Raw genomic sequence first — 26,861 nt, 5'->3', positions numbered from 1 at the left:
CGCCATGTCGACTGAGCGTCCGGCACGGAAGTGGCTGCCGCCTCCGATGCCGGCCGGGTGTCCGGTACCTGGTCGGGCGTGTGAGCGGGGCCGGTCTCGGTGGCCGCGTCGATCCGTGCCGTCAGCCATGCCGTCACCGCGGCCGCGGTGCGCGCCTTGGCCAGCTCCTCCAGCTCCGAGTCGGCCAGCAGTTCGGCGCCGCCGGCGATGCCCAGGCGCTGGGCGAGTTCGCCCGCGATCTCGGCCCGTTTGATCGAGTCGATGCTCAGGTCGGCCTCCAGGTCCAGGCCGGGCTCGATCATGTCGACGGGGTAGCCGGTGCGTTCGCTGATGACCTCCCGTACGACGCGTTCCACGTCCTCCGCCGCCGTCGCCGCGCCCGGCGGCCTCGTCTCGGCCCCACTTGGCGGGCGTTGGGACGTCCTGGCGGTATCGGCGACCGGTACCGGCGCGGCGGACTCCGCAGGTACGACCGGCGCCAGAGGTGCGACCGGTGCGAGCGGGACCGCCGGCGCCAGAGGTGTGACCGGTGCCAGGGGGACGACCGGCGCCAGAGGTGCGTCGGGTGCCAGCGGTGCGCCGGGTGCCGTGGCTCCGAAGTAGGTGAGCAGCACGTCCCGTTGAGCGGCGATCATCTCCCGGCTGGTGCGCAGGAACTCGGAGATCAGCGCGTCCCGGTCGGCCGGGGTGCCGTTCGGCTGGTCGGTCGTCACACTCGTCTCCACTACGCGTCGGGCCGGCGCGAGGGCACCGGGCAGGAGTGCTCCGTCGGCCGTACGGACGAGGTGTCCGTCGACCGTCCAGCCGGGCCGCTTCGGCGCCGGTCCACGCAGCGCGTCGACGGCGTCACGGCCGCGGAACAGCCACGCGGTGCGCACCGGCTGCCCGGCGACGGCGAGCCGGGCGAGCGCGTCCAGCCAGCCGGCCAGGCCGCTGTCGGCCCGTGGCTCACAGGCGACGGTGCGGTGCGGACGGTCGCCCAGGATCCGGCCGACGAGCCGGGTGAGGACGGTGCCCGGGCCCGCCTCGACGAAGATCCGCGCCCCGGCCTCGTACATCGCCTCGATCTGCGCCGCGAAGGCCACCGGGGCGCCGATCTGCGCGGCGAGTCCGGCGCGCACGGCGTCGGCATCCGGTGGGTACGGCGTGGCTGTGCGGTTGGCCCAGACGGGGAACTCCGGTGCCCGGACCGGCTTGTCCGCGAGCACCTTGGCGAACCGTTCGCCCGCGGCGGCCACCAGGGGGCTGTGGAAGGCACAGGCCACCGGGATGCGGCGCGCGCCCAGCCCCGCCGCGCGCAGGGCCCGTACCGCGGCTTCGACATCCGCCGTGGGACCGGAGATCACCGTCTGCTCGGGCGAGTTCAGGTTGGCGACGACGACCGACTCGGGTGCCCCGGCCGTCCGCAGGGCGCTCACGACGTCCTCGGCGGAGGCGCCCACGGCGGCCATGGTGCCGGGGTCGTCCCCGGCCGCCGCCAGGATCGCCCCGGCCCGTTCGGCGCTCAGCTCCAGCAGTGTCTCCGGGTCGAGGGCGCCGGCCGCGGCGAGGGCGACCAGTTCGCCGTAGCTGTGCCCGGCGGCCATGTCCGGGTGGACGCCGGCCGAGGTGAGGAAGGCGTGGGCGGCGAGGCCCGCGATGCCGAGCGCGGGCTGTGCCGTCCGGGTGTCGGTGAGGGCGGCCCGGTGGCGCTCACGGGCGGTGTCGTCGAAGGCGGCCGGCGGGAAGATGCGGTCGGCGTGGGCGCGGCCGAGGTGCAGGTAGTGCCGCAGCTCGGGCAGCGCGACCAGGAGTTCGCCGAGCATGCCGGTGCGCTGGCTGCCCTGTCCGGGAAAGAGGAAGGCGACCTGGCCGACGGCCGGCGTTCGGCGATCGGTCGGGGCAGCAGGGCCCGGCCGATCGGACCGGGCAGCCGGGGCCGGTAGACCGGTCCGGGCAGCCTCCTCCGCGCTTTCGGTCCGATCAGCCACCTCCGCGCCATCGGGCCGGGCCGCCGGATCCGCGAGGTCGGGCCGGGCCGCCACGACCGCGCTATCGGTCCGATCGGCCACCTCCGCGCCATCGGGCCGGGCGGCCGGATCCGCGAGGTCGGGCCGGGCCGCCACGACCGCGCTATCGATCCGATCAGCCACCTCCGCGCCATCGGGCGGGGCCGCCGGATCCGCGAGGCCGGGCCGGGCCGCCGGGTCCGCGAGGCCGGGCCGGGCCGCCACGACCGCGCTATCGGTCCGATCGGCCACCTCCGCGCCATCGGGCCGGGCCGCCGGATCCGCGAGGTCGGGCCCTGCGCCGGCACCCGCGAAGTGGATCCCGGCGTCTCGGTTCTGCTGCTGATCCCGGTCCCGGTCCCCCGACAGGATGTGCCGCAGCTGCCCGATCAGTTCCCCCGTGTCGCGGGCCACGGTCGCCACCTGTACCGGTTCGTTCGAGGTGTCGGCGCGGCGGGCCGCCGCCAGCGCGAGGTCGCGCAGCCGCCAGGGGCTGCCCTCGGACTCGGCGGCCCGGAGGATCTCCTCGGCCTCCCGGCGGGCCGCCGCCATGTCCCGGCCCCGGAAGAGGAACAGTTCGGCGGGCCAGGCGTCCATAGCCTGCCGGGGCGGCAACCCGTCTCCGTACGCCGCCAGTACCACATGGAAGTTGGTGCCCCCGAAGCCGAACGCGCTGACCCCGGCGAAGCGTTCGGCGGCCGGCGCGGCCCAGGGCCGGGCGTCGGTGTGGAAGACGAACGGGCTGTCCGCCTCGTCCCAGGCCGGATTGGGCCGCTCCAGGTGCAGGGTGGGCGGCTTGACCCCGGTGTGCAGCGCCAGCGTGGCCTTGATCAGTCCGGCCAGTCCGGCGGCGCACTTGGTGTGCCCGATCTGCGACTTGACCGAGCCGAGCGCGCAGCCGCCGGTCGCGGCGCCGCCCTCGGCGAACACCTCGCCGAGCACGGTGAGTTCGGTGCGGTCGCCGACGACGGTTCCGGTACCGTGCGCCTCCAGCAGCCCCACCGCCGCCGGCGGCACCCCGGCGTTGCGGTACGCCCGCTCCAGCGCGGCCCGCTGGCCTTCGGGGCGGGGCGCGGTCAGGCCGAGGGAGCGGCCGTCGCTCGCGGAGCCGAGGCCCTTGACCACACCGTAGATCCGGTCGCCGTCGCGTTCGGCGTCCGCGAGCCGCTTGAGGACGAGGCAGGCCACGCCCTCGCCGAGCGCGATGCCGTCGGCGGAGGCGTCGAAGGCGCGGGACCGGCCGGTCGGGGAGAGTGCGTGGACGGAGGAGAACAGGACGTAGTCGTTGATGCCGTTGTGCAGGTCGGCGCCGCCGCACAGCACGGTGTCGCTGGTGCCGCAGACGAGTTCCTTGCAGGCCACGTCCAGGGCTGCCAGCGAGGAGGCGCAGGCCGCGTCGACCGTGTAGTTGGTGCCGCCGAGGTCCAGTCGGTTGGCGATGCGGCCGGAGATGACGTTGGCCAGCATGCCGGGGAAGGAGTCCTCGGTGAGCCGGGGCAGCTGCTGTTCCAGGGCTTCGGGGACCTTGCCGTAGTACGACGGGAGGACGGCGCGCAGCGTGACGGCGTTGGACAGGTCGCTGCCCGCCTCGGCGCCGAAGACCACGGAGGTGCGCGAGCGGTCGAACTCCCTGCCCTGTTCGCCGTATCCGGCGTCCTCCAGCGCTCTGCGGGCCGCCTCCAGGGACAGCAGCTGGACGGGTTCGATGCTTCCGAGGGAGGCGGGCGGGATGCCGTAGCGCAGCGGATCGAAGGGGACGGGAGGCAGGAAGCCGCCCCATTTCGACGCGGTGGTGCCGGCGGCGTGATGCACGGCGGGGTCCCAGCGGCCGGAGGGGACCTCGGTGACGGCGTCGCGTCCCGCGACGATGTTCGCCCAGAAGGTGGCGAGGTCGGGGGACTGCGGGAACATGCAGGCCATGCCGACGATCGCGATGTCGAGCGGCGGGGGCGCCGGCGGTTCGGGAACGGAACGGACCCGCGCCACCACGGCCCGGACCGCCTCCACGGCCCGGACCGCCTCCGCAACTCCCGCGGCCTCCGCGACTCCCGCCGCCTCCACGACCCCCGCCGCCTCCACGACCCCCGCCGCCTCCACGACCCCCGCCGCCTCCGCGCCTTCCGCGGCCTCCCCGCCCGTGGCCGGTCCCACGACCGCGGTGGACCGTCCGGCTCCGGCGGCCTGTTCAGCCCTGGCGCCCGCCGTCCGCCCTGCGACTTCCCCGCCCCCCGGGGCCTCCGCGACGGATGCGGCTCGCGCGTTCAGGAAGTCGGCGGCGCCGTCGGTCACCGCATGGTGGAGGGCCGCCAGGGTGGTGGGCGCCGAACGCAGGACGGCGACCTGGCCCGCCATGAACAGCCCCTCGCCGAGCTGCCGTTCCTCGTCGACGGTCCGCAGTTCCCCGTCGTCGGCGCGGTCCAGGCCCTTGCTCGCGATGCGCAGCCGGCCGACGTTGAGCCGTTCCAGCCGCTCCCAGACCTCCCGGTCGGGGACGCCCTGCGCGCGCAACGCGGCCTCCCGCTCACGGTAGTCGCGGGTGAAGGGACTGGGCACGCAGCGGGTGGCGTGGCCGGGCGCGGTCTCCAGCAGGGCGGTCGAGCCGGCGGCCAGTACCTGCCGCTGGAACAGCGGCCGGACGGCAGCGCGGGCGACGGCCTCCTCGGTGAACAGGTAGGCGGTGCCCATGAGGACGCCGACGGCGGCGCCCCGGGCGGTGAGCGGCGCGGCCAGGGCGGCGACCATCGCGGCGGACCGCTCGTCGTGGATGCCGCCCGCGAAGAACACCTCCAGCAAAGGCGCCGCTCCCCCACCGCCGCCGGCGGCGGCCGCAGGAGCCCCGGCTTCGGCACCGGCACGGGCACGGGGGTCGGCCTCGGAGCCGGCACCAGAGTCGGCACCAGCACCAGGGTCGGCACCGGCACCGGGTTCACCCCCGGCACCCGCACCGGCGCCCGCCAGAAAGTCCTCCAGGACGGCGAGCTGTGCCTCCCAGAGCGGGAAGGAGGCCCGGGGACCGACGTGGCCCCCGCACTCCGAACCCTCGAAGACGAATCTGCGCACGCCGGCGTCCAGGTACTGACGCAGCAGCCCCGGCGAGGGCACATGCAGGAAGGTGCGGATCCCGGCCTGCTCCAGCGCCGCGGCCTGGGCGGGCCGGCCGCCCGCGATGATCGCGTGCGTGGGCCGCAGTTCCCGCACGGCCTCCAGTTGGGCGTTGCGGATGTCCTCGGGGGCGAAGCCGAGCACGCCCACGCCCCAGGGCCGGCCGTCCAGCACGGCACGCGCCTCGGTGAGCATCGCCCGGGTGCGTTCGCCGTCGGCCAAGGCCAGCGCGAGGAAGGGCAACGCCCCGTGGTCGGCCACGGCCGCGGCGAATCCGGCCTGGTCGCTGACCCTGGTCATGGGCCCCTGCGCGACCGGCAGCCGGGTGCCCAGCGCCCGGCTCATGGCCGCCCCGGGCCGCAGGGCCGCACCGGCGGATACTGCTGCCGCCACCCCGGGCCGCAGGGCCGCACCGGCGGATACTGCCGCCGCCACCCCGGACCACGAGGCCCCATCAGCGGATGCCGCCGCCCAAGACCACGAGCCCCCACCAGCGGTTGCCGCCGCCCCAGGCCACGAGCCCCCACCGGTCGACGCCGCCGCAGAGCCCCCGGACCACGAGCCCCCACCGGCCGACGCCGCCGCAGACCCCCCGGACCACGAGCCCCCACCGGCCGACGCCGCCGCAGACCCCCCGGACCACGAGCCCCCGCCAGCCGACGTCGCCCCGAAACACGAGGTCCCACCAGCGGGTGCCGTCGCCGGCGCTTCGACCACCTCCCGCATCGCGGCCGACAGGGCGCGCACGACCCCCCGTACATCCCGCCACCGCTCGGCGAACCGGGCGGCGAGGAAGCCGTCCTGCCCCACCGGGAGCAGCCGGCCGTGCGGCTCGTGCGCACCCAGCAGGGCCGCGACCGCTTCGGGGTCGTCGGCGGGCGGCCGGGGAGCGCCCGGGCCGCGTCGCCGCAGTACCCGGTGGCCGCTCAGAACCACGGTCTCCGATCCGTCCAGGGACCGCAGCACCGCCCGGACCGCCTCGGGCAGCCCCGATTCGGGCAGCAGGGCGAGTTGGCTGTCCAGGACGACACCGGCCGCGCCGCCCGCCACGGCGGCGGCCGCCGTCCGCGGGCCGATGCCCCCGCAGGCCCACACGGGGACGTCACCCGCCTCGGCGTCCGCCAGAAGCTGTTGCAGCAGGACGAAGGTGCTCAGCTCACCGACCCGGCCGCCGCTCTCGCCGCCCCGGGCGATCAGCCCCCGCGCACCAGCGCGGACGGCCGCACGGGCCTGGCCGAGATCGCCGACTTCGGCCAACACGCGGCACCCGGCGGGAAGCCGGTCCGCCGTCCAGGTCGCGTCCGGGGTGAGGACCACGGTGTCCACGGCGGCGCCGAGGTCCGCGGGTGCGAGGGCACAGCGCCCGGTCACCCGTACGCCGAACGGGCCCGGTGCCGCCCGGCTCAGCCTGGACAGTTGTTCACGGGATCTTCGGTCACCGGTGCCCAGGTCCAGGACGCCGAGCGCGCCGGCGGCGGTTGCGGCAGCGGCGAGGACGGCGTCGGGTTCCCCGAAAGGGGTGAGGCACAGGATCAGGTCGTGGGCACGCACAGGGGAGGTCATGATGCTCCGGCACGATCGGCGAGACAGCACGGTGGGGGGTATGTGCGGCGAGACGCTCTGGTGCGAGGGCATCGGAAACTAGCGAGGTGCTACTCATGGGTCAATAACGCCGCAGCCTTTGGGTGCGTGGTCGCGTCGATTCGGCCAGCCCGCAGAATCCGGCGCAAGAGGAGCCAAATCCAGCAATTCCTTTCGCGGGCCTGGGAGGTGCGGAAGCGTGCGTTCCCGTACGCTTCCGCACCGGCACAAGCCCGTCAGAACGCGCGGCCGGGTCCCCGCGTACCCACCGTCACGCCAGGCGCCGGTACATCCGGCCGCGGTCTGTGGATTCCGTATGCGCCGGCCGGTGGCTCGAACCGGGCCGATGGGAAACGGACAGGGCGGGACGCGGTGCCCCACCTCCCCCGGCCGCCTTGCGGGCGGGCGTCACCCGGCACGGAGCGACCCCCGCTCAGGTCAGCGGGGCCACCCCCGGACGGCGGCCGACGCGGCACCGGAGCGCGGCTCCCCGTCCACGGCCGGCCCCGGCGTCGTCCCCGGCTCCAGCACCCACCGCTGCTGCCGCGAACCGTCGCGTCGCGCAACGCCGACCCGTGTGCCGGAACGGCCGGAACCGGGCTCCAGGGCCAGACCGTGCCGCCGCCGGAGCAGCAGCTCGCCGCGCACCGTGAAGTCGTACGACACCTCGCCCGCGTGGACGAGGCAGCCGGCCAGCGCGACGCTCCTCGTCCCGGGGTCGGCGGTGAGGCAGAGGGCGGGGTCGGCGGCGCTGCGCAGCAGACCGTCGTCCCGGTACGACCACTGCTGCGAGGCGGCCGGCGAGCACGGAGCGAGCCGGACGCCGGTGCCCGCCGCGAACCGGTGCTCGCGCACGTCCAGGCAGAGCCCGGAGGCGAGGCCGCGCAGGGCGCCGCGCGCGACCTCGACGGCCGTGCCGTCGGGCGCGGTCGAGCGGGAGGTGCCGGAGTGGATGCCGGTGCCGCCCGGCCGTGTGGTGCCCGGCCGTGTGGTGCCTCCGGCCGGCGCACCCCAGGTGGCGCCGGGGACGGGGACACCGTTGTCATCGGACCGGCTCCCGGCCGCGAGGGCGGTGGCGAGCAACGCGAGGGCGGTGAGGGCGAGGCCGAGGGCGACGACCGTGCGGGGCCGCCGCTCCGGTGCGGTGCGGTGCCGGCCGCCGGATGCGGCGGGCGCCGCAGGAAGAGAGGGTGGGAAGGGTGGGGCGGGTGGGATCGGCCGCTCCTCGGGGGCGCCGCGGCCGGGCCGGGTGTCGAGGTAGCGCCGACCTCCCCAGCCGAGCACGGCCTCGGCGAGCAGCAGGGGCAGGCCGCCGTCGAAGTGGCCGAGTTGTTCGGCGGCGTACCGGCAGTGGGGACAGACCGTCAGGTGCCGGCGCACGTCCGGCAGAAGGGCGCCGCCGCGACGGATGGGGACGTCGAGGAGCCGGTTGTAGAACCGGCATTCCCTGGTGGGAGCGAGTTCCCGGTGGGCGCGTACGCAACCGGCGCGGAATTGTTCGCGCGCCTGCTCCAGAGCGGTCGTCGCGGTGGCCGTGTCGACGCCCAACAGACCGGCCGGTATGTTTATGGGTTCGGCCTCGGCCTCCACATGCCAGAGAAGGCATTGGGAGGCTCCGGGAAGTGCCTGGAATGCGCGGGCGGCGAGCTGCCTGCTTTCCGGTGGCCCGGGCTTTGTCGCCCGCAGTCCGCGACCGCCGGTGGTTTTGCGCAATTCCGGCAGGGCGATGCAGGCCACGTCGTCCGCGGCCCAGGTGCGGACGATGTCGCGGGCAGCGGCCAGCAGTTGCGGGCGCAGGGCTCCGCCGATCACGCCGCCCGCCGTCCGGGCGAGGACCTGCTGGAAGGCCGCGGTGGCCACCAGTTGGGCGGTGGGGCCGGCGGCGGCCAGGCAGACCACGGCGTAGTCGCGGGTGGCCCGCCAGTGCCGGGCGAGGAGCAGCGCGACGGCGTGATGGCGGCCGTCGTCGGGACCGTTCAGCCGGGCGACGAGTGTGCGGTCGGACTCCCCGGTCGGACCGGGTACGGGCGGATAGGGCGGGCGTGGGGGGTGAGGGGACTGCACGGAAACTTTCCTTTCCAGCCGCAGGACCGAATGCGCAACGGCGTCCCGTCGGAATACAGCGCCTGATTGGTGCATACCTAAAGGGCCGGCTCGACGTCGTCGTCGGCCTTTGCCCTCCCGCGGGGAGGCTCACCTTGGCACAGTCGGCTCACGGGAAACAAGGAGCGGGAATGACCGCGGCGGTAACTTGCGCCGATTACTTGTCGGTTACCGCCGGTATTACCGCTCCGGGCTCCACGCCGGAGGCCAACTCCCCTGCGGCTGAAGCCGGAAGGCACACGAAATCTCCGCTTCCCGGGGCTTCCGGCCGAGTCACCCACAGCCTGTTCCCATGATTCTCCCGGCGTGCTCTCATCCGTGTGCCCCAGCATGGGCCGCATGATCGCCTCCCAGCCCCCGGCAATCCCCGTGCCTCCCCGGACCGTTCGCAAGGCGGTCGTGCCGGCCGCCGGCCTCGGCACCCGGTTCCTGCCCGCGACGAAGGCCACGCCGAAAGAGATGCTGCCGGTCGTCGACAAGCCCGCCATCCAGTACGTCGTCGAGGAGGCCGCCGCGGCCGGACTGGACGACGTCCTGATGGTCACCGGCCGGCACAAGCGGGCCATCGAGGACCACTTCGACCACGCCTTCGAACTGGAACAGGCGCTGGCGGCGAAGGGCGACACCGTGCGCCTGGACGCCGTACGCGATCCGGCGCGGCTCGCCGACATCCACCACATCCGCCAGGGTGACCCGCTCGGCCTCGGCCACGCCGTGCTGTGCGCCCGGAACCACGTCGGGGACCAGCCCTTCGCGGTCCTCCTCGGCGACGATCTGATCGATCCGCGCGAGACGCTGCTGAGCCGCATGCTCGACGTCCGGGACCGGCGCGCGGGCAGCGTGGTCGCGTTGATGGAGGTCGACCCGGCGCAGACGCACCTCTACGGCTGTGCGGCGGTGGAGCCGACGGGCGAGGACGACGTCGTCCGGGTGACCGCCCTGGTGGAGAAGCCGGCGCCCGGGACCGCACCGAGCCGGTACGCGGTGATCGGCCGCTACGTCCTCGAACCGGCCGTCTTCGACGTCCTGGAGCGCACCCCGCCGGGCCGCGGCGGCGAGATCCAGCTGACCGACGCCCTCCAGGAGCTGGCGGCGGACGGCACGGTGCACGGGGTGGTCTTCTCGGGCCTGCGCTACGACACCGGCGACAAGGCCGACTATCTGCGCACGGTGGTCCGGCTCGCCTGCGCCCGCCCGGACCTCGGCCCCGGGTTCACCCGCTGGCTCAAGGAGTTCGTGGCGGACCTGCCGGCCACGGCGGCCGGTCCGGAGGAACGTCACCGGGCCGCTTGAGGCGGCGCCGCCGCGGCGGGCCGGGATACCCCAGGAGGTCGGGCATGCGTCCAAGGCGCCCCTGGCTCTGGGGCTGTTGGACCGGCTCGACGGACAGTGGCTGAAGGTGCCGGTGATCGTGGCCGATGGCCCCGCTGACATCCGGTCAAACAGTGGCCGACGCACCGCTGCGCCCTTCCTCCCCGGAAAGCGGTGGGTGATGCTCTGCTCACAAGGGGGGAAACGGCAGCCTCACGACCACTCCACGGAGGGAAGGACGATGCCTCTCGGAACGATCGCCGTCTACAACGACACGGACGGGGTGGGCATCATCACCGACGAGAACGGTGAGAGGCGCCCCTTCTCCGGCATGGAGACGCAGACCACGCGCGAGGGTCAGCGGGTCGCCTTCGAGGTGGTCGGCGCGAAGGCGACCAACGTCATCGCCGTTCGATGAACCCGCGGTGAGCGGAGCGAGTCACGCACCCCGGACGGCGGCACCTCGCCCCGGACAGGGCAGCACCTCACCCCGTCAGGACGACGGCAGCGCCCCGCCCCGGACAACGGCGACGCCCCGCCCCGGACAGGGCGGGGGCGGGGCGCAGGACCGTTCGGCCGCTCGCGGCTCACTTCCCCTGGTCGGTCGGCCGGAGCGTCCACAGGACGCTCATCTCGCCCGTCACGGCACCGTCCGCGCGCCGGATCTCGATCGACACCGGGAACTCGGGGCGCTGCCCCGCGTCCAGCTCCGCGACGACCTCGGCGGCCGGGCGACCCAGCGTCGCGGTCGCGGTGACGGCACCCATCGCCAGCTTCTTGTAGGCGATCTCCGCCCGTACGGCGAGCGGCACGGCGCGCGAGAGCTGGTCCCCGAAGGCAGCCAGCACGATGGCGCCGCTGGCCGACTCCCCGAGGGTGAACATCGCACCGGCGTGCGGGCCGCCCACGTGGTTGTGGTACGCACCCTGGTCCGGCAGGGACACCACGGCCTTGTCGGGCGTGGTCTCCACGAACTCCAGGTTCAGGGTCCGGGCCATGGGCACGGTGGCGGCGAGCATCTCGCCGATCGACATCTGGTCTGCGCTCATGGCCGCCATGTTACTCATGAGTAGCCGAACCTGAACAGAGGGGCTGGACCAAGCCACTAGGGTTACTGGCCATGTGGCCAGATCAGCAGCCGCCAGGGGGCGCGCAGAACCCGCAGCACAATCCGCAGCCGAACCCGTACCAGCAGCCGGGTCAGCAGCAGCCGAACCCGTACCAGCAGTCCGGCTACCAGCAGTACCCGCAGGCCGGGCAGCACGGGCAGCAGCCGCAGGACGGCCAGTACGCCCAGCAGCCGAATCCGTACGGCCAGCAGCAGCCGGGCCCGTACGGACAGCAGCCGCAGTGGGGGCAGCCCACCACTCCCGTGCCCCAGGTCCCGCAGGGCGGCGGCGGCCGTACGAAGCTGATCGCGATCGTCGCGGCCACGGCCGTCGTGGTCACCGCCGCCGTGACCGGCTATCTGGTGCTGGGCGGCTCGAAGGACGACGAGGCGGACGACGGCAAGGACAAGCAGACCACCAGCCCGTCACCGACGGCCACCTCGGCGTCCGCCTCGCCCACCTCGTCCGCGACCGACAACCCGCGCTCCAACGAGACGGCGAAGCCGACCGTCGCGGGCTGGAAGGTGGTGGTCAATCCCAAGTACGGCACGGCGTTCGACGTACCCGCCGACTGGGAGGTGGAGCGGCCCGGCATCTTCGCCTTCTTCCAGGACAAGGCGAAGGGCGACGGCTCGGCGTACATCGGCTTCTCCGGGAGCACGTTCCTGAAGCCGGACCACTGCACCTCCGACGAGGGCGGCAGCAAGGATTCGCACGCGATCGCGGGCAGCGGCACGAAGGGCGAGAACGGCGCCAAGGACACCGCCAGCATCGCCCGCGGCGACTCGGCCACCTTCGCGTTCGGCGGGTACACGGACCAGTCGGATGCCGCCAAGAAGTATCTGCGGATCGGCAAGGCGAAGCCCTTCACGACGGCGTCGGGGCTCAAGGGCAGTGTCGCTACGTCGTACGTCGTCGGCGTGCCGAAGAAGAACAAGTGCGACACCGACGGCAAGGCCGTCACCTTCGCCTTCAAGAACTCCACGGGCAGCTTCGTCTCGTGGACGCTCCACGGCGTCAAGGGGGTCAAGGACGAACTGTCCGACGCGACCGTCAACAAGATCCTCAGCACGGTCCGGCTGCACGGCGACCCGGTCGTGGAGTGACGCGGGCACGGTCCCGGCCCGCCTGAGCACGGTCCGGGACCGGAGGCGCCGGCCGATTCCGCGCCGGGGCCGGGGCCGGGGCCGGCGGGAGTTGACAGCGCCGACGCCGTTCGGTGGAGCCGGAAATCGCCCTGCCCGCGAGTCCCTCGCCGCCGTACGCGCGTGACACCCGACGCACGCACACGCGTGAGACCTCCACGCCTGGGCGACGAGGCACGGCGGGCCGGGGGCACTCCCTGGTACGCACTGTCGGGTGATCCGCCGTTGCCGTGGATCAGCCGATGACGATCACCACGGGTCCGCGTCCGGGCGCGGTGGGCGCGGGCGTGCCGGGGGCCTGGGCCCCGCCCCCGATCGGATCCTCGCCCTCACCGGCGACACCGCCCGCGAGCGGGCCGGTGCTTTGGGGCGATCGTGTCGCGTCCGGGGCCTGCGCGGGTCCGTTGGCCCACAGCTTGTCGACCTGCGAGCGCTCGGCGGCGTCCGGGTAGCGGTTGGTGCAGGACGGGCCGGCGGTGCCACCCGACATCAGCTCACTGCACGGCCCGCCGTAGGTGTCCGGCAGGCCCAGCACGTGCCCCGTCTCGTGGGTGACGACGCGCACCGAGTCGTACTGCCGGGTCTGGGTGTAGTCGAGGAAGACGTAGCCGCTTCCGTGGCCGTTGGCGGAGGTGTAGGAACCGCGGGGGTCGTTGCCCTCGCGGTAGGAGAAGTCGGCACTGCCGGTCGACGCCTCCTGGAGCTTTACGTTGGACTCGGAGCTGTTCCAGATCTCGGCCGCGCTCGCTATCTGCGAACGGAAGCTCGGTGCCTGGGAGGCGTCGTAGTGGAGGGTCACCGCCTGCGCGTTCGGCTGGGCGGCACGCTTCTCGGCGACGGACTCCAGCACGGCCTCGAAGAACGCCTTGTTCGCGGCCTCCTCGACCGACCCGGTGTACCGCGCCACGGAGGTACCGGTGGCACCGGACGGGGTGTCGGCCGTCTGGGCGCCGGCCGGAACCGCCGCGCCCAACGCGCTGGAGGCCAGGCCGAGAGCAAGGGCGAGGAGTCTCGCGGACATTCGGGACGACTTCATGTGGGGGGCTCCTACTCACTCGGTGACGCCGAACCCCCGGTGCGCGGTCGACTCTGCGTGAAGACCGGTTCCGAACTGCGGCGACGTCCTGTGGGCCGTCATTGTTAGAACGGCTCGACAGGGAGCGCAACGGGCCCCCGCCACTACCTCGCCTCGTAGGACACGGGAGGTCGCCGGGGCAGTGCACGGGTCTCCGGTCCGCACATGGCGGGCTGGAGGGAAGACTGTCGCGGCGTCAGAAGCCTTACGTCACGGGGCGAGAACGCGTGCGGGCCGGCCGAGGGGAGTCGCCGTGTGCGCGGCGGGATCCGCATCCGGACCAAGATGGACAAATGCCCGGATGTCTTCCATGTCGTCTCTACTAAGCGTGCCGGTCAATTCGCGAAGCGCTGTGACCGACGCCATAGAAGATGGGCTTACGTCTCTTTCGCGCCCCACTGCCCCCCTGGGACATCCCCCGGGGAATCGCCCCGGCGCTGGACGGCATACGTTCACGGGCCGACCCGGCGCACGCACCGGGCCTTCCACCGCCCCGCCCGCCTCAGCCGATGCCGAAGGCCCCGTCCGGGGGCTCGGGTGACGGTACGGCGTCCGCGTCCTCGACCGGCCGGGCCGTCCCGATGAACTCCCGTACCGCCGCTCCGTGTTCGACCCGCGCCGGAAAGGCGTCCGCCGCGGTGCGCCGGGTCAGCGCGGCGATGTCGAGCGGCCGGTGCGAGGCCACGGCCACCACGTTGCCGAACCGCCGCCCGCGCAGTACCGCCGGTTCGGCGATCAGCGCCGTCTCCCCGAACACCGCCGCGAGCGTGGCCAGTTGGGAGCGCAGAAAGCCGAACGGGGCCGCGTCGGCGAGGTTGGCCAGATAGACCCCGCCCGGCCGCAGCACCCGCTCCGCCGACCGGACGTAGGCCAGCGTGGTGAGGTGGGCGGGCACCCGGGACCCGCCGAACACGTCGGCGATGAGCACATCGGCGAGGTCGTCCGGCGCGGCCTCCAGCCAGTCCCGGGCATCGGCCGCGTGCAGCGCGACGCCCGAGTCCGCCGGCAACGGCAGCCGCTCGGTGACCAGCTCCAGCAGTCCCCGGTCCGCCTCGACGACGTCCTGCCGGGAGCCGGGACGGGTGGCGGCCACGTACCGGGGCAGCGTCAGCGCACCCCCGCCGAGGTGCACGGCGTCCAGCGCCCGCCCGGCCTCGCCCACCGTGTCCAGCACGTACCCCAGCCGCCGCGCGTACTCGAACTCCAGGTACGCGGGATCGTCCAGGTCCACGTACGACTGCGGCGCCCCGTCGACCGTGAGCAGCCAGGCCCGCTCACGGTCGACATCCGGCATCAGCTTGGCGGTGCCGTGGTCGGTGGTCCGGGTGACGGGTATCGATGCGTTCACCCGTCCATTGTGGGCGTTCACCCCAGGGCGATGACGCTCCCCGCCCCGACGGTCCGCCCACCCTCACGGATGGCGAAGCCGAGCCCCGGCTCCAGGGGCACCTCCCGCCCCAGTTCGACGGTCATCTCCACCGTCTCGCCGGGCCGGGCGACAGCCGCCGCACCGAGGTCGACGGAGCCGACCACGTCGGCCGTGCGGATGTAGAACTGCGGCCGGTACCCGCTGGTCACCGGGGTCGTACGACCTCCCTCACGGCCGGACAGCACATACACCCGCGCCGTGAAACGACGGCTCGGCACCACGCTCCCCGGCGCCGCGACCACGTGTCCGCGCCGTACGGCGTCCCGGGGCACCCCCCGCAGCAGCAGCGCCACGCTGTCGCCGGCCTGCGCCTCCGCCATCGGCCTGCCGAAGGTCTCCAGCCCCGTCACCACGGTCTCCACCTCCGCGCCCAGCACCGACACCCGGTCGCCGACCCGGACCGTCCCCCGCTCCACGGCGCCCGTGACGACCGTGCCCCGCCCGGTGATGGTGAGCACGTTCTCGACGGGCAGCAGGAACGGCGCGTCCACATACCGCTCCGGCATCGGCACGTACGTGTCCACCGCGTCGAGCAGCGCCTCGACGGACGCCGTCCAGCGCGGGTCTCCCTCCAGGGCTCTCAGCCCGGAGACCCGTACGACCGGTACGGCGTCGCCCGGGTACCCCTGGGCCGTGAGCAGGTCGCGGACCTCCAGCTCGACCAGGTCGGTCAGTTCCTCGTCCCCGGCGTCGGCCTTGTTGAGCGCGACGACGATGTGGTCGACGCCCACCTGCCGGGCGAGCAGGACGTGTTCGGCGGTCTGCGGCATGATCCCGTCGAGCGCGGAGACGACGAGGACCGCCCCGTCGAGCTGCGCGGCCCCGGTGACCATGTTCTTGACGTAGTCGGCGTGGCCCGGCATGTCCACGTGGGCGTAGTGCCGGGTGTCGGTCTCGTACTCGACGTGCGCGATGTTGATGGTGATGCCGCGGGCGGCCTCCTCCGGAGCCCGGTCGATCCGGTCGAACGGCACGAACGTGCCGGTGCCGCGCTCGGCGAGGACCTTGGTGATGGCTGCGGTCAGGGTGGTCTTGCCGTGGTCGACGTGGCCGATGGTGCCGATGTTCAGATGCGGCTTGGTGCGCACGTAGGCGGTTTTGGACATGGCTCTGCCTCGGGGCCTCTCGGTCGTTCGGGAATGCGGGACCCCGGGGACTCGCCGACCCTCCCCCTGCGGGGTCCGCCGGACGATCCGGAGAGGGTCAGCTTCGGGCGCCGTCGGCAGCGGCCGTGAGGAACGGGACGGCAGCCTTCGGGGCATCCGCGACCGCGGATGCTGCGAGGAGGAAGGCGTACCGGTACATGCCGCCGATCATCTCCGACGGTTCGTCCGGCGTCGAATGGTTTTACCGGTGGCGGGGTTCAGGCGCCGATGTTCTTGAGTGCCTCCCGCACGCTCAGCGGGCCGAACCGGCCCCGCTCGCGCGCCAGGAAGGCCCGTACCGCCTCGGGGTCGGTCTTGGCGTACTCGCGCAACGCCCAGCCGATGGCCTTGCGGATGAAGAAGTCGGAGTGCCCGGACTGGAGCAGGCAGTAGGCGAACAGCCGGCCGGCGTCGGTGCGTTCCTTGTAGGTGAGCTGGTGGAGCAGGGCCGTGCGGGCCACCCACAGGTCGTCGTCGGTGATCCAGGCGTCCATCTCGGCGGTGAGCCCCGGGTCGGCGGCGACCAGCGCTCCGACGACGTGCGCGGCGAGCAGGTCGACGGTGTCCCACCAGGAGACGGTGGTGACGAGATGCCGGACCACCGGCAGGAAGCCGGAGGAGCAGCGGCCCGCGTGCCGGCGCAGGTAGTCGACGGCGAAATAGTGGTACTCGCGCTCGGGCAGTGCCCAGCAGCGCAGGGCGATCGCCGTGCAGTCGGTCTCGTCGGGGCGCGCGCAGCCGGCCAGGACGGTCCGCGACAGGGCACGGCGGGCCGGTGTGGGGATGCCGAGGAACGGTGCGACGTCCTTCATGTAGGTGCGCATCGAGGCGGCGCGCTCGCGGTCGGCGGCGGCCCCGTACGCCGTCGTCAGCCGTTCCAGCACGACGTCGGCGAGGGCACTGCGCGGCACCTGCGGCCGGGCCGCACCTGTGACGGTCATGAGACGAACCATACGGCGATCACACACATGCGTCGGCTACTGTCGCCGGATGCTCGATGCCAACCGCTCTGGCACCGCCACGGCCGCTCCCCCGGCCGCCGCCACGGAGCTCCTCCTCCCCGTGTCTCCACCGCGCCGCGCGGGAGTGTCCGCCCGCTGCACGCGCGTGCTGCTGTCCCCGTACACCAGGCTGTCGCTGCTGCTGGCGCTGCTCGCGGCGGCCGCCGTGTGCGTGCTGCTGTTCGAGCCGCAGCGGCTGCTGACGCACGGCTGGCCGCCACAGCTGGGCGGGGCCGCGGCGGCCGTGGTGTTCGCGGTGGCGTACGGCCTGTGCACGGTGGCGTTCGTGCCGCGCCCGCTGCTGAACCTGGCCGCGGGAGCGTTGTTCGGCTCGCAGCTGGGGCTGGCGACGGCGCTCGCCGGCACCGTGCTCGGCGCCGGGGTGGCGTTCGGGCTGGGCCGGGTGCTCGGACAGGACGCGCTGCGCCCGCTGCTGCGGGGCCGCTGGCTGAAGGCGGTGGACGGGCAGCTCAGCCGCCACGGCTTCCGGTCGATGCTGGCCGTCCGGCTCTTCCCCGGGGTGCCGTTCTGTGCCGCGAACTACTGCGCGGCCGTCTCCCGCATGGGCTGGCTGCCCTTCCTGCTGGCCACCGCTCTCGGCTCGATCCCGAACACGGCCGCCTACGCGGTGGCCGGCGCCCGCGCCTCGACGCCGACCTCCCCCGTCTTCCTGATCGCGATGGCCTGCATCGCCCTGCCGGCCCTGGCGGGCACGGTGGTGGCCTGGCGAAAGCGTCACCGGCTGCGCGGCCGGTGAGCCGGCGCCCCTTCCGCCGGCCGGGGCCTTGCGATGCGGTCCGGCCTCGTCGCCGTGGCCGGCGCCCCGCCCGGCGGGGCGCTCACGGGGCGGCGGCTGCTGCGGCGGCGTGAGCGGTCCGCCGCGTGGGGCGGCGACCGGGCTCAGACCCCTTCCAGGATCATCGCGTTGGCGAGTCCGCCCGCCTCGCACATGGTCTGAAGGGCGTAGCGGGCGCCGCGTTCGCGCATCGCGTGGACCAGGGTCGTGGTCAGCCGGGTGCCGCTCGCGCCGAGCGGGTGGCCCAGCGCGATCGCCCCGCCGTGCACGTTGACCTTGGCGAGGTCGGCGCCGGTCTCCTGCTGCCAGGCGAGCACCACGCTGGAGAAGGCCTCGTTGACCTCGAACAGGTCGATGTCGGCCAGGTCCAGGCCCGCCCGGCGCAGCACCTTCTCGGTGGCCGGGATGACACCGGTGAGCATCAGCAGCGGGTCGGAACCGGTCACGGCGAAGCTGTGCAGCCGGGCCAGCGGGCGCAGACCGAGGCGGGCCGCGGTCTCGCCGGAGGTGATCAGCACGGCGGAGGCTCCGTCGTTGACCGGGCTCGCGTTGCCCGCGGTGACGTTCCACTCGATCTGCGGGAAGCGCTCGGCGAAGCCGGGGTCGTGGTAGGCGGGCTTGAGACCGGCGAGGATCTCCGGGGTGCTGCCGGGCCGTACGCACTCGTCGCGGGCGACGCCGTCCAGCGGCGCGATCTCGGCGTCGAAGAGTCCCGTCTGCCAGGCCGCGGCCGCCTTGTGGTGGGAGGAGACGGCGAACTTGTCCATCCGCGCGCGTGTGAGGGACCACTTGGCGGCGATGAGTTCGGCACTGATCCCCTGCGGCACCAGGCCCTCCGGGTAGCGCTCGGCGACCCCCGGCCCGAACGGGTCCGCGCCGGCGGGCACGTTGGACCACATCGGCACCCGGCTCATCGACTCCACGCCACAGGCGACGACGAGGTCGTAGGCGCCCGACAGCACGCCCTGCGCGGCGAAATGCACGGCCTGCTGGGAGGAACCGCACTGCCGGTCCACGGTGGTCGCCGGGACCGACTCGGGGAAGCCCGCCGCGAGGACGGCGTAGCGCGTGGTGTTCATGGCCTGCTCGCCGACCTGGTCGACGGTACCGCCGATCACGTCGTCGATCAGCGCGGGGTCGACGCCGGAGCGCTCGACCAGGGTGCGCAGGGTGTGCGCGAGGAGCTGCACGGGATGGACGTGGGCGAGGGAGCCGTTCGGCTTTCCCTTCCCGATGGGGGTGCGTACGGCTTCGACGATGACTGCGTCTCGCATGGTGCGGGCCTCCTTGGCCGCCCTGGCTACCCGTAGGGAGCTACCGGTGAGTAGGAAATCCGGACTCACCATAGCCCTGAAGGTTGGAAAATCAAACCCTCATCTAGACTGAGACCCATGGCCGCCACGAAAGATCCGCGCCCCTGCTCCATCGCCGACGCCCTCGCGGTGGTCGGCGAGAAGTACTCCCTGCTCGTCCTGCGGGAGGTGTGCCTGGGCAACGGCCGCTTCGACCAGCTCGTGCGCAACATCGGCGCGCCGCGCGACATCCTCGCCGCCCGGCTGCGCCGGCTCGTGGAGGTCGGCATCCTCACCAAGCGCTTGTACAGCGAGCGCCCCCAGCGCTTCGAATACCGGCCCACCCAGGCGGGACTGGAGCTGGAGCCGGTCCTGATGACCCTCAAGGAGTGGGGCGACCGCCACCTCCGCAAGGGCATCGACCTGCCGATGACCGTCGAGCACGTCTGCGGCAACGAACTGGTGCCGCAGGTCACCTGCCGGGCCTGCGGAGAGCCCGTGCGCCACGAGGACCTGACCGCCCACCCGCAGGTCCCGGGCTGGACCGTCACGGGACCGACGGCCGCGTGAACGGTCCGGCCGGCGACTGACGTTCGGCCGGGGCGAGTCGGTTCGGCCGGCGCGTGACGGTTCGGCCGGCGCGTGACGGTTCGGCCGGGGCGTGACCGTTCGGCCGGCGCGTGACGGTCCAGGCTGCGGTGTGAGCAGGCCCGCGGAGGCGTGAGCAAGCAGGGAGGCGTGCGAGCCGGCGGCCGGTGAGCAGGTCCGCGGGGGACGCGGGCTGCCGTGCGGCCGTGTGAGCGGGCTGTCCGGCCCCTGTTTCCCGGGCGTCACCCGGGCCCGCTACGCTGCCCTCGTCACATGATCACCATTTCTCCCCAGCACTTGGACGCCATACCTCCATGTCTTGGTTTGAATCCCTCGTCCTCGGACTCGTCCAGGGGCTGACCGAGTTCCTGCCCGTCTCCTCCAGCGCGCACCTGCGGCTGACCGCGGCGTTCTCGGGCTGGAAGGACCCCGGTGCCGCCTTCACGGCGATCACGCAGATCGGCACGGAGGCCGCCGTCCTCATCTACTTCCGCAAGGACATCGGCCGGATCATCTCGTCCTGGTTCCGGTCGCTGTTCGACAAGACGATGCGGCACAACCACGACGCGCAGATGGGCTGGCTGGTGATCGTCGGCTCGATACCGATCGGCGTGCTGGGCGTGACACTGAAGGACCAGATCGAGGGGCCGTTCCGCGATCTGCGGATCACCGCCACGATGCTCATCGTCGTCGGCGTGGTCATCGGCATCGCCGACCGCATGGCGGCCCGCGACGAGACCGGCGGCCGGCACCGGGCGCCCAAGCAGCGCAAGACGCTGGAGAACCTCGGCGTCAAGGACGGCCTGATCTTCGGCCTGTGCCAGGCCTGCGCCCTCATCCCCGGCGTCTCCCGCTCCGGCGCGACCATCAGCGGCGGCCTGTTCATGGGATACCGGCGCGAGGCCGCGGCCCGCTACTCCTTCCTGCTCGCCATCCCGGCCGTCCTCGCCTCCGGCGCCTTCGAGGTGAAGGACTCGCTGAGCGAGGGCCACGTGGCGTGGGGCCCCACCCTGTTCGCGACGGTGATCGCGTTCGCTTCGGGATACGCGGTGATCGCGTGGTTCATGAAGTGGATCTCCAACAAGAGCTTCATGCCGTTCGTGTGGTACCGCGTCGCCCTCGGCATCGTCATCATCGCCCTGGTCGCCGCGGGCGTCCTGAGCCCGCACGCCGCGGAGTCGGCGGGCTGACGGTCCGCTCCACCGCCCCTGTTTCGGACATCTTCCGCGCACCGGCCGGCCGCGTATGACCTGGGCAACCACCTATGGAGGCCGGTCAGTTCACGAAAACGAGCGCATTGCCGCGCGGTGGCGGTGACCAACCCCATACCTTCTGCGTAGCGACGCGGTAGCGCACCGTCAGCTGCTGCCCCTAGGCTGTTGCGCATGTCCCCCGATTCCCTGCCCCCTGGTTCCGTGCGGTCTGCCGCCGAGGTGAACGAGCAGATCCGGGCGCTGTGGCTGCGTGCGGGCGGCACCCTGTCCGACCAGGAGCGCGCGGAGTACGAGCTGCTGGTGATCGAGTGGGCCGCCGCGATCCGAACTCGGGTCATCGAGGCGGCCTGACGCCCGGCCGACAGCCCCGCCGACAGCCCCGACGCCCCGTTCCGCCAGCGGTCCGCCGCCCGGCGTGGCTGTGACCCGTTCTGACCACAGCGCCGCGCTCGGTCGAAACCGCCGATGGGAAGGTCCGCCCTGATGACCTCGTAATTCGGCGAGAATTTCCGTGCGCATCTGTAGTCACTTCTGACCACGACCGCGCGCGCCAGATCCTCCCGATTCCGGCCTGAGTTGACGCCGCCGTAGCTCGAGAGGAGGATTGAACGCGGCTCGTTGCGTATATTGCGCTTGCTTCGAAAGTTCAAACTGGATGAGCTGCGACGAGCGCCATCCCTTTCCCACGCCCTGGGTCGACCACCCAATGCATGGAGTGATCTTTCGAAGTTCTCCGCGAGAACACCGGAGAGTCGGCGAAAACCGGCGAAGCCTAAAACCTGGATGACCAGGCGATCAGCGGTCCGCAGGATCGCCCCGCATTGCCGCTGGAAATCGTGTCCAGCTTTCCGCCGCATCGAATTCAACGCAAGCGGGATTGTACGCATCGTGCGGGAGAGAATCGTGCAGGAGGAAGGGACAAGCTCGTGCGGAATCGCCAGAAGCAGCAGATAGCGACAGCGATAGCGTCGGCGGCAATGGTGGGGGGAATCGTCAGCATCGGGACTCCTGCCTCGGCAACGGCTGCACCGAACGGCACAGTCTCCATCGCTCAGGCGCGCGCCGGCAGTGGTACGACGCAGGCTCAACACCTGCTCCCGGAAAAGCCGTGCAAGCATAACTGCAACACAAAGCCCAACAAGAACACCAAGCCCGGCAACACCCAGGGCGGGACCCAGGGCGGCGGCACGGGCAACACCCAGGGCGGCACGCAAGGTGGCGGCACGGGCAACACCCAAGGTGGCACGCAGGGTGGCGGTACGGGCAACACCCAGGGCGGGACCCAGGGTGGCGGCACGGGCAACACCCAAGGCGGGACCCAGGGTGGCGGCACCGGCAACACCCAAGGTGGCACGCAGGGTGGCGGCACCGGCAACACCCAAGGCGGGACCCAGGGTGGCGGCACCGGCAACACCCAAGGCGGGACCCAGGGTGGCGGCACCGGCAACACCCAAGGCGGGACCCAGGGTGGCGGCACCGGCAACACCCAAGGTGGCACGCAGGGTGGCGGCACCGGCAACACCCAAGGCGGGACCCAGGGTGGCGGCACCGGCAACACCCAAGGCGGAACGCAGGGTGGCGGCACCGGCAACACCCAAGGCGGGACCCAGGGTGGCGGCACCGGCAACACCCAAGGTGGCACGCAAGGTGGCACCGGCAACACCCAAGGCGGCACCCAGGGCGGCACCGGCAACACCCAAGGCGGCACCCAGGGCGGCACCGGCAACACCCAAGGCGGAACCCAGGGCTGACGGCTGAAGGGCTCCAGCACAATCGGCACCTCGCGGAGGTCCTCTCGGCGAGGTGCCGATCCGTCGCCACTCATGGGAGCGATGAAAGTGGCCAAGGCGATCTTGCGAGGCGTCGTACTCGCGGCTACAGCCACCGCCGGCCTCATGGTCGGCGCATGGCACGCGTCAGCGGGTGACGGAACGACCGGCACGGCCGGCGCGACTTCCACACTCCGCTGCTATGCGACGGTGAAGAACCCCGGGGCGCCCGTCTGCTTCCGCGTCTCGGCGAAAGCGGAGTTCCGACACGGGCAGGTCGTCTACGTGCCCATCCTCATCCAGGTGCCCACACCGGCGAATCCGCCGTCCGTCACCATCGTCGACAGCCTGGACGACATACACCCGGACTCGGCCCGGTGAAACACGATAAATCCGTGGGATCGCTGTCGGTCATCCCGTTCTCCAAGGCGAACCGGGTCAGTTCGGCCCTGCGCCGCGAGCCGCTCTTCCTCCGCAGTCGCTCCAGGTGCGTGTGAACCGTGTTCTCAGTGATCTTCAGTTTCGCGGCGATTTCACGATCCGTCGCCCCGCTGGCCACGAACCTCAGAATCTGCCTTTCCCGGCTGGTGATGTGAGGAGGCGGCGCGGGGATGCTCCGGCCGGCGAGGCTCGCGCCGAAGTAGTCTCTTCCGGCGGCGACGGCACGGATGGCCGTCAACAACTCCGCGGCAGTGGTCTGCCGGCTCAGATATCCGCGAGCACCGGCTTTGATGCACAGGACGGCGTCGGACTGTTCGTCCGTCGTCGACATCACGATCACGGCGCGTCCTTGGCAGTGCAGCCTCGCCACTTGGCGGGAGACCACGAGGTCGCGCGCCTGCAAGTTGACGAGGAGCAAGACGTCGACGTCACCGGCCATGCAGGCAAAGTCGTCGGCGCACTCCGCGAACGCCATGATCTTCATGTCGGGCTGGATGTCGATGGCCCGGGTGAGACCGAGCTGGAGCAGCGGCGAGTCGCAGACGACGGCCAGATGGGTCACGGATGCGCTCATCAGCAGCTCCAGCGTGGATGAGGCCAGGCCACCGGCCACGCGGCGTGGCGGGACAACGGTCGGCGACGCGAACCAGCCGATCCCACGTTCGGCCCTTCCGCGACGAGCGGCACCCCGGATGACCCGAATGGGGACCGTGCCGGCATCGCGGCCCGTGCGCCCGTGGCAACCCCGCGCCGAGCCGGGGCGGCGGCGCACCCCACACTACGCCCGCGGGTGCGCCGCCACCTCGTCGACCACCGGGTACGGCCACTCCTCGGTCAGGCGGCCCGCTCGTCCGGTCCCGCTACCGCCCACACAGGCTCAAGGACCCGACCGAAGCATCGCGTGCTGGTACGCGGAGAACACCGGCTCAGGCCTCGGCTGCTCGACCGGCATGGCTGGGCCCCCTCACCGATCGGGAGGGGGCTCGGCGGACCGGTCAGCAGACCGCGGGCTGGACGCTCTGCTCGTACTGGAAGACGTTGTCGGGGTCGTACTTCGCCTTGATCTTGCGGAGCCGGTCGACGTTGTCCCTCCAGTAGGCGGTTTCCCAGTCCTGCTGCGCGATGTTCGGCACGTTGACGTAGGCGCCGTCCACATAGGTCCGCAGGGCCTGGCTGAACTCGGCGATCCAGGCCTGGCACTGCGAGGTGAGCGGGTCGCAGACGCCCGGCTGGTCACTGCGCTTGCCCCAGCCGACACCGGGCTCGGAGTAGAAGAGCGCGTCGCGGTGCGGGAAGGCGGTGCCGCCGCGGGGGCTGCTCTTCCTGACGTTGCCGCCGAAAGCCTGGACGAAGAAGTTGCTGTCGTCCGTCGGGGCGGTTCTGATGAACGAGTCGACGATGTCGATCGCGTCGCCCGGGAACGGCTTTCGGGTGAACTGCGAGTGGAACTTCCAGTTCGCCGGTTCCTGCTCGATCGGAATCTGGAATCCCGCGTACACGTCGCCCCAGTTACCGACCTGCGTGGTGACGTCCGGGCTGTCGATCGACAGGATCGGGGCCAGCAGCCTCTTCGTCTCCTCCGGTGTTCCCTCGGGGAGGACCCCGAACAGGAAGATCTGGTTCCGGTGGATTTCGAGCTGGGTCCCGAGGCGGGCGTCGGTGGTCGGTGCCGTGCGCTGGTACGCCTCGAAGATTTCACGAAGGCGTGAGATGTCCGGCCACGTCGCCTGGAGATAGGTGACGCTCTTCAGCGGAGCCACTTTGTAGGTCAGTGACGTGACGATGCCGTAGTTGCCGTTCCCCGCGCCGCGGAGCGCCCAGAGCAGATCCGAGTTGGTGTGCTCGTCCACCTTGATCGCCTTGGCGCACTCGGTACCCGACGGGACGACGATCTCCGCCCCCACCAGGCTGTCGCAGGCCATGCCGAGCCAACGGGTGAGGAAGCCGAATCCGCCGCCGAGCGTCGCGCCGGAGAGGCCTACGCTGCCCTCCGTCCCGGTGGTCACCGCGAAGTTCTGCTTCGCGAGCGTGGTCACCGCTTCCTCCTGGTTGAGCCCGGCGCCGACCGTCGCAATACGCGACCTGGCGTCGATGTGGACCGACTTCAACTCGCTGATGTCGATCACGAGGCCGTTGTCCACGTTCGACCAGCCCTCGAGGGCGTGGCGGCCGCTCCGCACCCGCACCGCCACGTCGTTCTGCCGCGCCCACGTCAGGGCGTTGACCACGTCCTGCGTGTTCTGGGCGAAGACGATGACCAGCGGATAGTGGGAGAAGAGCTGGTCCCAGCCGAGGCGCGCGTCCGTGTACCCGGAGTCCTCGGGGCGGACGATGCGGCCGGTCAGCCGCGCCGGCGGACAATTCCCGTGCTCGGGCCCCGCGCTCGCGGCCATCGCGCCCGGGGCCTCCACGGCCGCGATACCCGGGACGACGACAGCGCCCGCACCGGCGGCTGCGGTCACCTTGAGTAGTCCGCGACGGGAAAAGCCGTTCATGGTCCGTGTCCTCTCGACCACCAGCAGACGTGAATCGGTCCTTTTTGGATGATTCAGGCGAAGCGGACGGTAGCAAGGGCGATCACGGTGATCGGCTCGACACGCTCGCAGCCATGGTCAAGCCGCCCACCACCGGGAGCCCGCCAAAGCCGCACGCGAGGGAAATACCTAAATACATCACCGGATACAAGGTGGCAAAATACTGTCTCGTCGGCGGATTCAGCAGGGGATCCGGAAATACCCATCCCGCCTGATATTCCAACTGCAGACCGTCACGCGTTCCGGTCTCGAGGCTGTCCGCCGCCGGCGGAAACCCTGAGGGCCTCGGAGCGCCGGCCGGTCGGCGGGTGCCTGAGCCGGAGCCACTGCATGCCGGTCACGCCCCGGCGGTGCGGCCGGGCGACAGGTCTGGCGCACGGTGACCGTGGCGTCCGGGTGGCGGGCGCGGAGCGGCACTTGGGCTCGGCCGCGACGGATCGCCCGTTCACGAAGGACGGGTTCGAGTGCCGGCCGCCCCGTGCACACCGAATATCCGGCGCGCCTCTTGGCTCCGGGCCCCGCATGCCCAACACTGTGCCGATGACGCAGCGTGTGGAGCTCGCGACGGTGATGGACCGGCTGGCCGTGAACGACCTGGTCACCGAGTACGCGGTGGCGGTGGACGACGGCGAGTGGGCGGCGTACCGGGGGCTGTTCACGTCGGACGGGCGGGCCGACTACCGTTCGGCGGGCGGCATCGAGGGCGACGCGGAGCGGGTCGCCGCCTGGCTCGCCGAGAGCCTGGACCTGTTCGCCATGCGGCAGCATCTGATCGTCAACCGGCAGGTGCGGTTCGGGATCCTGGAGCACGACACCGGGGACACCGCCCGGGTGCGTGCCGACTATCTCAACCCCATGCGCTTCGCCGGCCCCGGCGGCTCCGCGGCACCGGACCTCGTGTGCGGCGGCCGGTACGAGTTCGGCGTGCTGCGGACCACCGACGGCTGGCGCCTGCGCGGGGTCGTCGTGGAGGAGAAGTGGCGCCGCCTGCCCACGAGCGGGCCCGGCGCCCCGTAGCGGTCCGGGGAACCGCGCCGGCAACGCCCCGGCACAACCCGCCCCTCAAGCCATCCCGCGAACCGCACGACCAGCCACACCCCGGCCCCCAGCCCGCCCCTCAAGCCATACCGCGAACCGCACGACCGGCCACACCCCGGCCCCCAGCCGCACCCGCCCCCGCCCCGCACCCCCGACGCCCCGCCCACCCGACGACGCCCCGCACCCCCAACGCCCCGCCC

18 protein-coding genes and 1 pseudogene are annotated in these 26,861 nt (G+C 72.5%); 9 read left to right on the top strand and 10 right to left on the bottom strand.

From position 1 onward, the window contains the following. Both JK361_RS41740 and JK361_RS36345 read right to left on the bottom strand, forming a co-directional pair. Window positions 1–6,653: type I polyketide synthase (locus JK361_RS41740; RefSeq protein WP_236054273.1), on the bottom strand; the 6,653-nt coding region annotated here is incomplete at its 3' end. Between the two features lie 456 nt (window positions 6,654–7,109). Further along, complete coding sequence (locus JK361_RS36345) at window positions 7,110–8,735, bottom strand: RICIN domain-containing protein (protein ID WP_307787412.1); 1,626 nt, start codon at window positions 8,733–8,735, stop codon at window positions 7,110–7,112. Window positions 8,736–9,104: 369 nt separating this feature from the next. On the opposite strand from JK361_RS36345, the gene galU reads away from it, so the two are divergent. Together galU and JK361_RS36335 are read left to right on the top strand one after the other, a co-directional pair. Further along, window positions 9,105–10,067, top strand: a complete 963-nt coding sequence (gene galU, locus JK361_RS36340; RefSeq protein WP_372448774.1) for a UTP--glucose-1-phosphate uridylyltransferase GalU — start codon at window positions 9,105–9,107, stop codon at window positions 10,065–10,067. 259 nt (window positions 10,068–10,326) lie between these two features. After that, window positions 10,327–10,503 carry a cold-shock protein gene (locus tag JK361_RS36335; protein ID WP_201826592.1) on the top strand — a complete coding sequence of 59 codons (177 nt, stop codon included), beginning with the start codon at window positions 10,327–10,329 and terminating at the stop codon, window positions 10,501–10,503. 169 nt (window positions 10,504–10,672) lie between these two features. Here JK361_RS36335 and JK361_RS36330 read toward each other — a convergent pair whose 3' ends face one another. Beyond that, the gene (locus JK361_RS36330; RefSeq protein WP_236054315.1) at window positions 10,673–11,143 is read right to left on the bottom strand and encodes a DUF4442 domain-containing protein; all 471 of its coding nucleotides are present in this window, start codon (window positions 11,141–11,143) and stop codon (window positions 10,673–10,675) included. Between the two features lie 62 nt (window positions 11,144–11,205). Here JK361_RS36330 and JK361_RS36325 point away from each other — a divergent pair, with 62 nt between their 5' ends. After that, complete coding sequence (locus JK361_RS36325) at window positions 11,206–12,300, top strand: DUF8017 domain-containing protein (protein WP_201826591.1); 1,095 nt, start codon at window positions 11,206–11,208, stop codon at window positions 12,298–12,300. A gap of 427 nt (window positions 12,301–12,727) precedes the next feature. Here JK361_RS36325 and snpA read toward each other — a convergent pair. The 4 genes and pseudogenes from snpA to JK361_RS36305 form a co-directional block, all read right to left on the bottom strand. Next, a pseudogene (snpA, locus tag JK361_RS36320) lies at window positions 12,728–13,375 on the bottom strand (snapalysin); the annotation flags it as partial. A gap of 541 nt (window positions 13,376–13,916) precedes the next feature. Next, a complete protein-coding gene (locus JK361_RS36315; RefSeq protein ID WP_201826588.1) occupies window positions 13,917–14,762 on the bottom strand; it encodes a spermidine synthase in 846 nt (281 codons plus the stop codon). A gap of 17 nt (window positions 14,763–14,779) precedes the next feature. Continuing rightward, complete coding sequence (gene tuf / locus JK361_RS36310) at window positions 14,780–15,949, bottom strand: elongation factor Tu (RefSeq protein ID WP_201826587.1); 1,170 nt, start codon at window positions 15,947–15,949, stop codon at window positions 14,780–14,782. A gap of 257 nt (window positions 15,950–16,206) precedes the next feature. Next, window positions 16,207–16,929 (bottom strand): DNA alkylation repair protein, encoded by a 723-nt coding sequence (locus JK361_RS36305; RefSeq protein ID WP_201826586.1) that lies wholly within the window; start codon window positions 16,927–16,929, stop codon window positions 16,207–16,209. Window positions 16,930–16,978: 49 nt separating this feature from the next. On the opposite strand from JK361_RS36305, the gene JK361_RS36300 reads away from it, so the two are divergent. Then, window positions 16,979–17,746: a TVP38/TMEM64 family protein gene (locus JK361_RS36300; protein ID WP_201826585.1), complete on the top strand. Its 768-nt coding sequence runs from the start codon at window positions 16,979–16,981 to the stop codon at window positions 17,744–17,746. A 143-nt stretch (window positions 17,747–17,889) separates the two neighbouring features. On the opposite strand, the gene JK361_RS36295 is transcribed toward JK361_RS36300, so the two are convergent. Further along, window positions 17,890–19,059, bottom strand: a complete 1,170-nt coding sequence (locus JK361_RS36295; RefSeq protein ID WP_201826584.1) for a thiolase family protein — start codon at window positions 19,057–19,059, stop codon at window positions 17,890–17,892. 117 nt (window positions 19,060–19,176) lie between these two features. On the opposite strand from JK361_RS36295, the gene JK361_RS36290 reads away from it, so the two are divergent. From JK361_RS36290 to JK361_RS36275, 4 genes are all read left to right on the top strand, one after another. Next, window positions 19,177–19,647, top strand: a complete 471-nt coding sequence (locus JK361_RS36290) for a winged helix-turn-helix transcriptional regulator (protein WP_201826583.1) — start codon at window positions 19,177–19,179, stop codon at window positions 19,645–19,647. 332 nt (window positions 19,648–19,979) lie between these two features. Continuing rightward, on the top strand, window positions 19,980–20,855 hold the full coding sequence (locus JK361_RS36285) for an undecaprenyl-diphosphate phosphatase (RefSeq protein WP_201826581.1): 876 nt from the start codon (window positions 19,980–19,982) through the stop codon (window positions 20,853–20,855). Between the two features lie 195 nt (window positions 20,856–21,050). After that, window positions 21,051–21,230 (top strand): hypothetical protein, encoded by a 180-nt coding sequence (locus tag JK361_RS36280; RefSeq protein WP_201826579.1) that lies wholly within the window; start codon window positions 21,051–21,053, stop codon window positions 21,228–21,230. 470 nt (window positions 21,231–21,700) lie between these two features. Further along, entirely contained in the window at window positions 21,701–22,630 is a 930-nt protein-coding gene (locus JK361_RS36275) for a hypothetical protein (protein WP_201826577.1), read from the top strand. Window positions 22,631–22,979: 349 nt separating this feature from the next. Here JK361_RS36275 and JK361_RS36270 read toward each other — a convergent pair whose 3' ends face one another. Continuing rightward, a complete protein-coding gene (locus JK361_RS36270) occupies window positions 22,980–23,663 on the bottom strand; it encodes a LuxR C-terminal-related transcriptional regulator (RefSeq protein ID WP_201826575.1) in 684 nt (227 codons plus the stop codon). Between the two features lie 421 nt (window positions 23,664–24,084). Beyond that, the gene (locus tag JK361_RS36265) at window positions 24,085–25,584 is read right to left on the bottom strand and encodes an FAD-binding oxidoreductase (protein ID WP_201826574.1); all 1,500 of its coding nucleotides are present in this window, start codon (window positions 25,582–25,584) and stop codon (window positions 24,085–24,087) included. 579 nt (window positions 25,585–26,163) lie between these two features. Between JK361_RS36265 and JK361_RS36260 the strand changes: the two genes are divergently transcribed. Then, entirely contained in the window at window positions 26,164–26,640 is a 477-nt protein-coding gene (locus tag JK361_RS36260) for a nuclear transport factor 2 family protein (RefSeq protein ID WP_201826573.1), read from the top strand. The last annotated feature ends 221 nt before the right edge of the window (window positions 26,641–26,861 follow it).

The organism is Streptomyces musisoli, assembly GCF_016741855.1.
Lineage (GTDB): Bacteria > Actinomycetota > Actinomycetes > Streptomycetales > Streptomycetaceae > Streptomyces > Streptomyces musisoli.
This window is presented reverse-complemented; position numbering and strand designations above follow the sequence as displayed.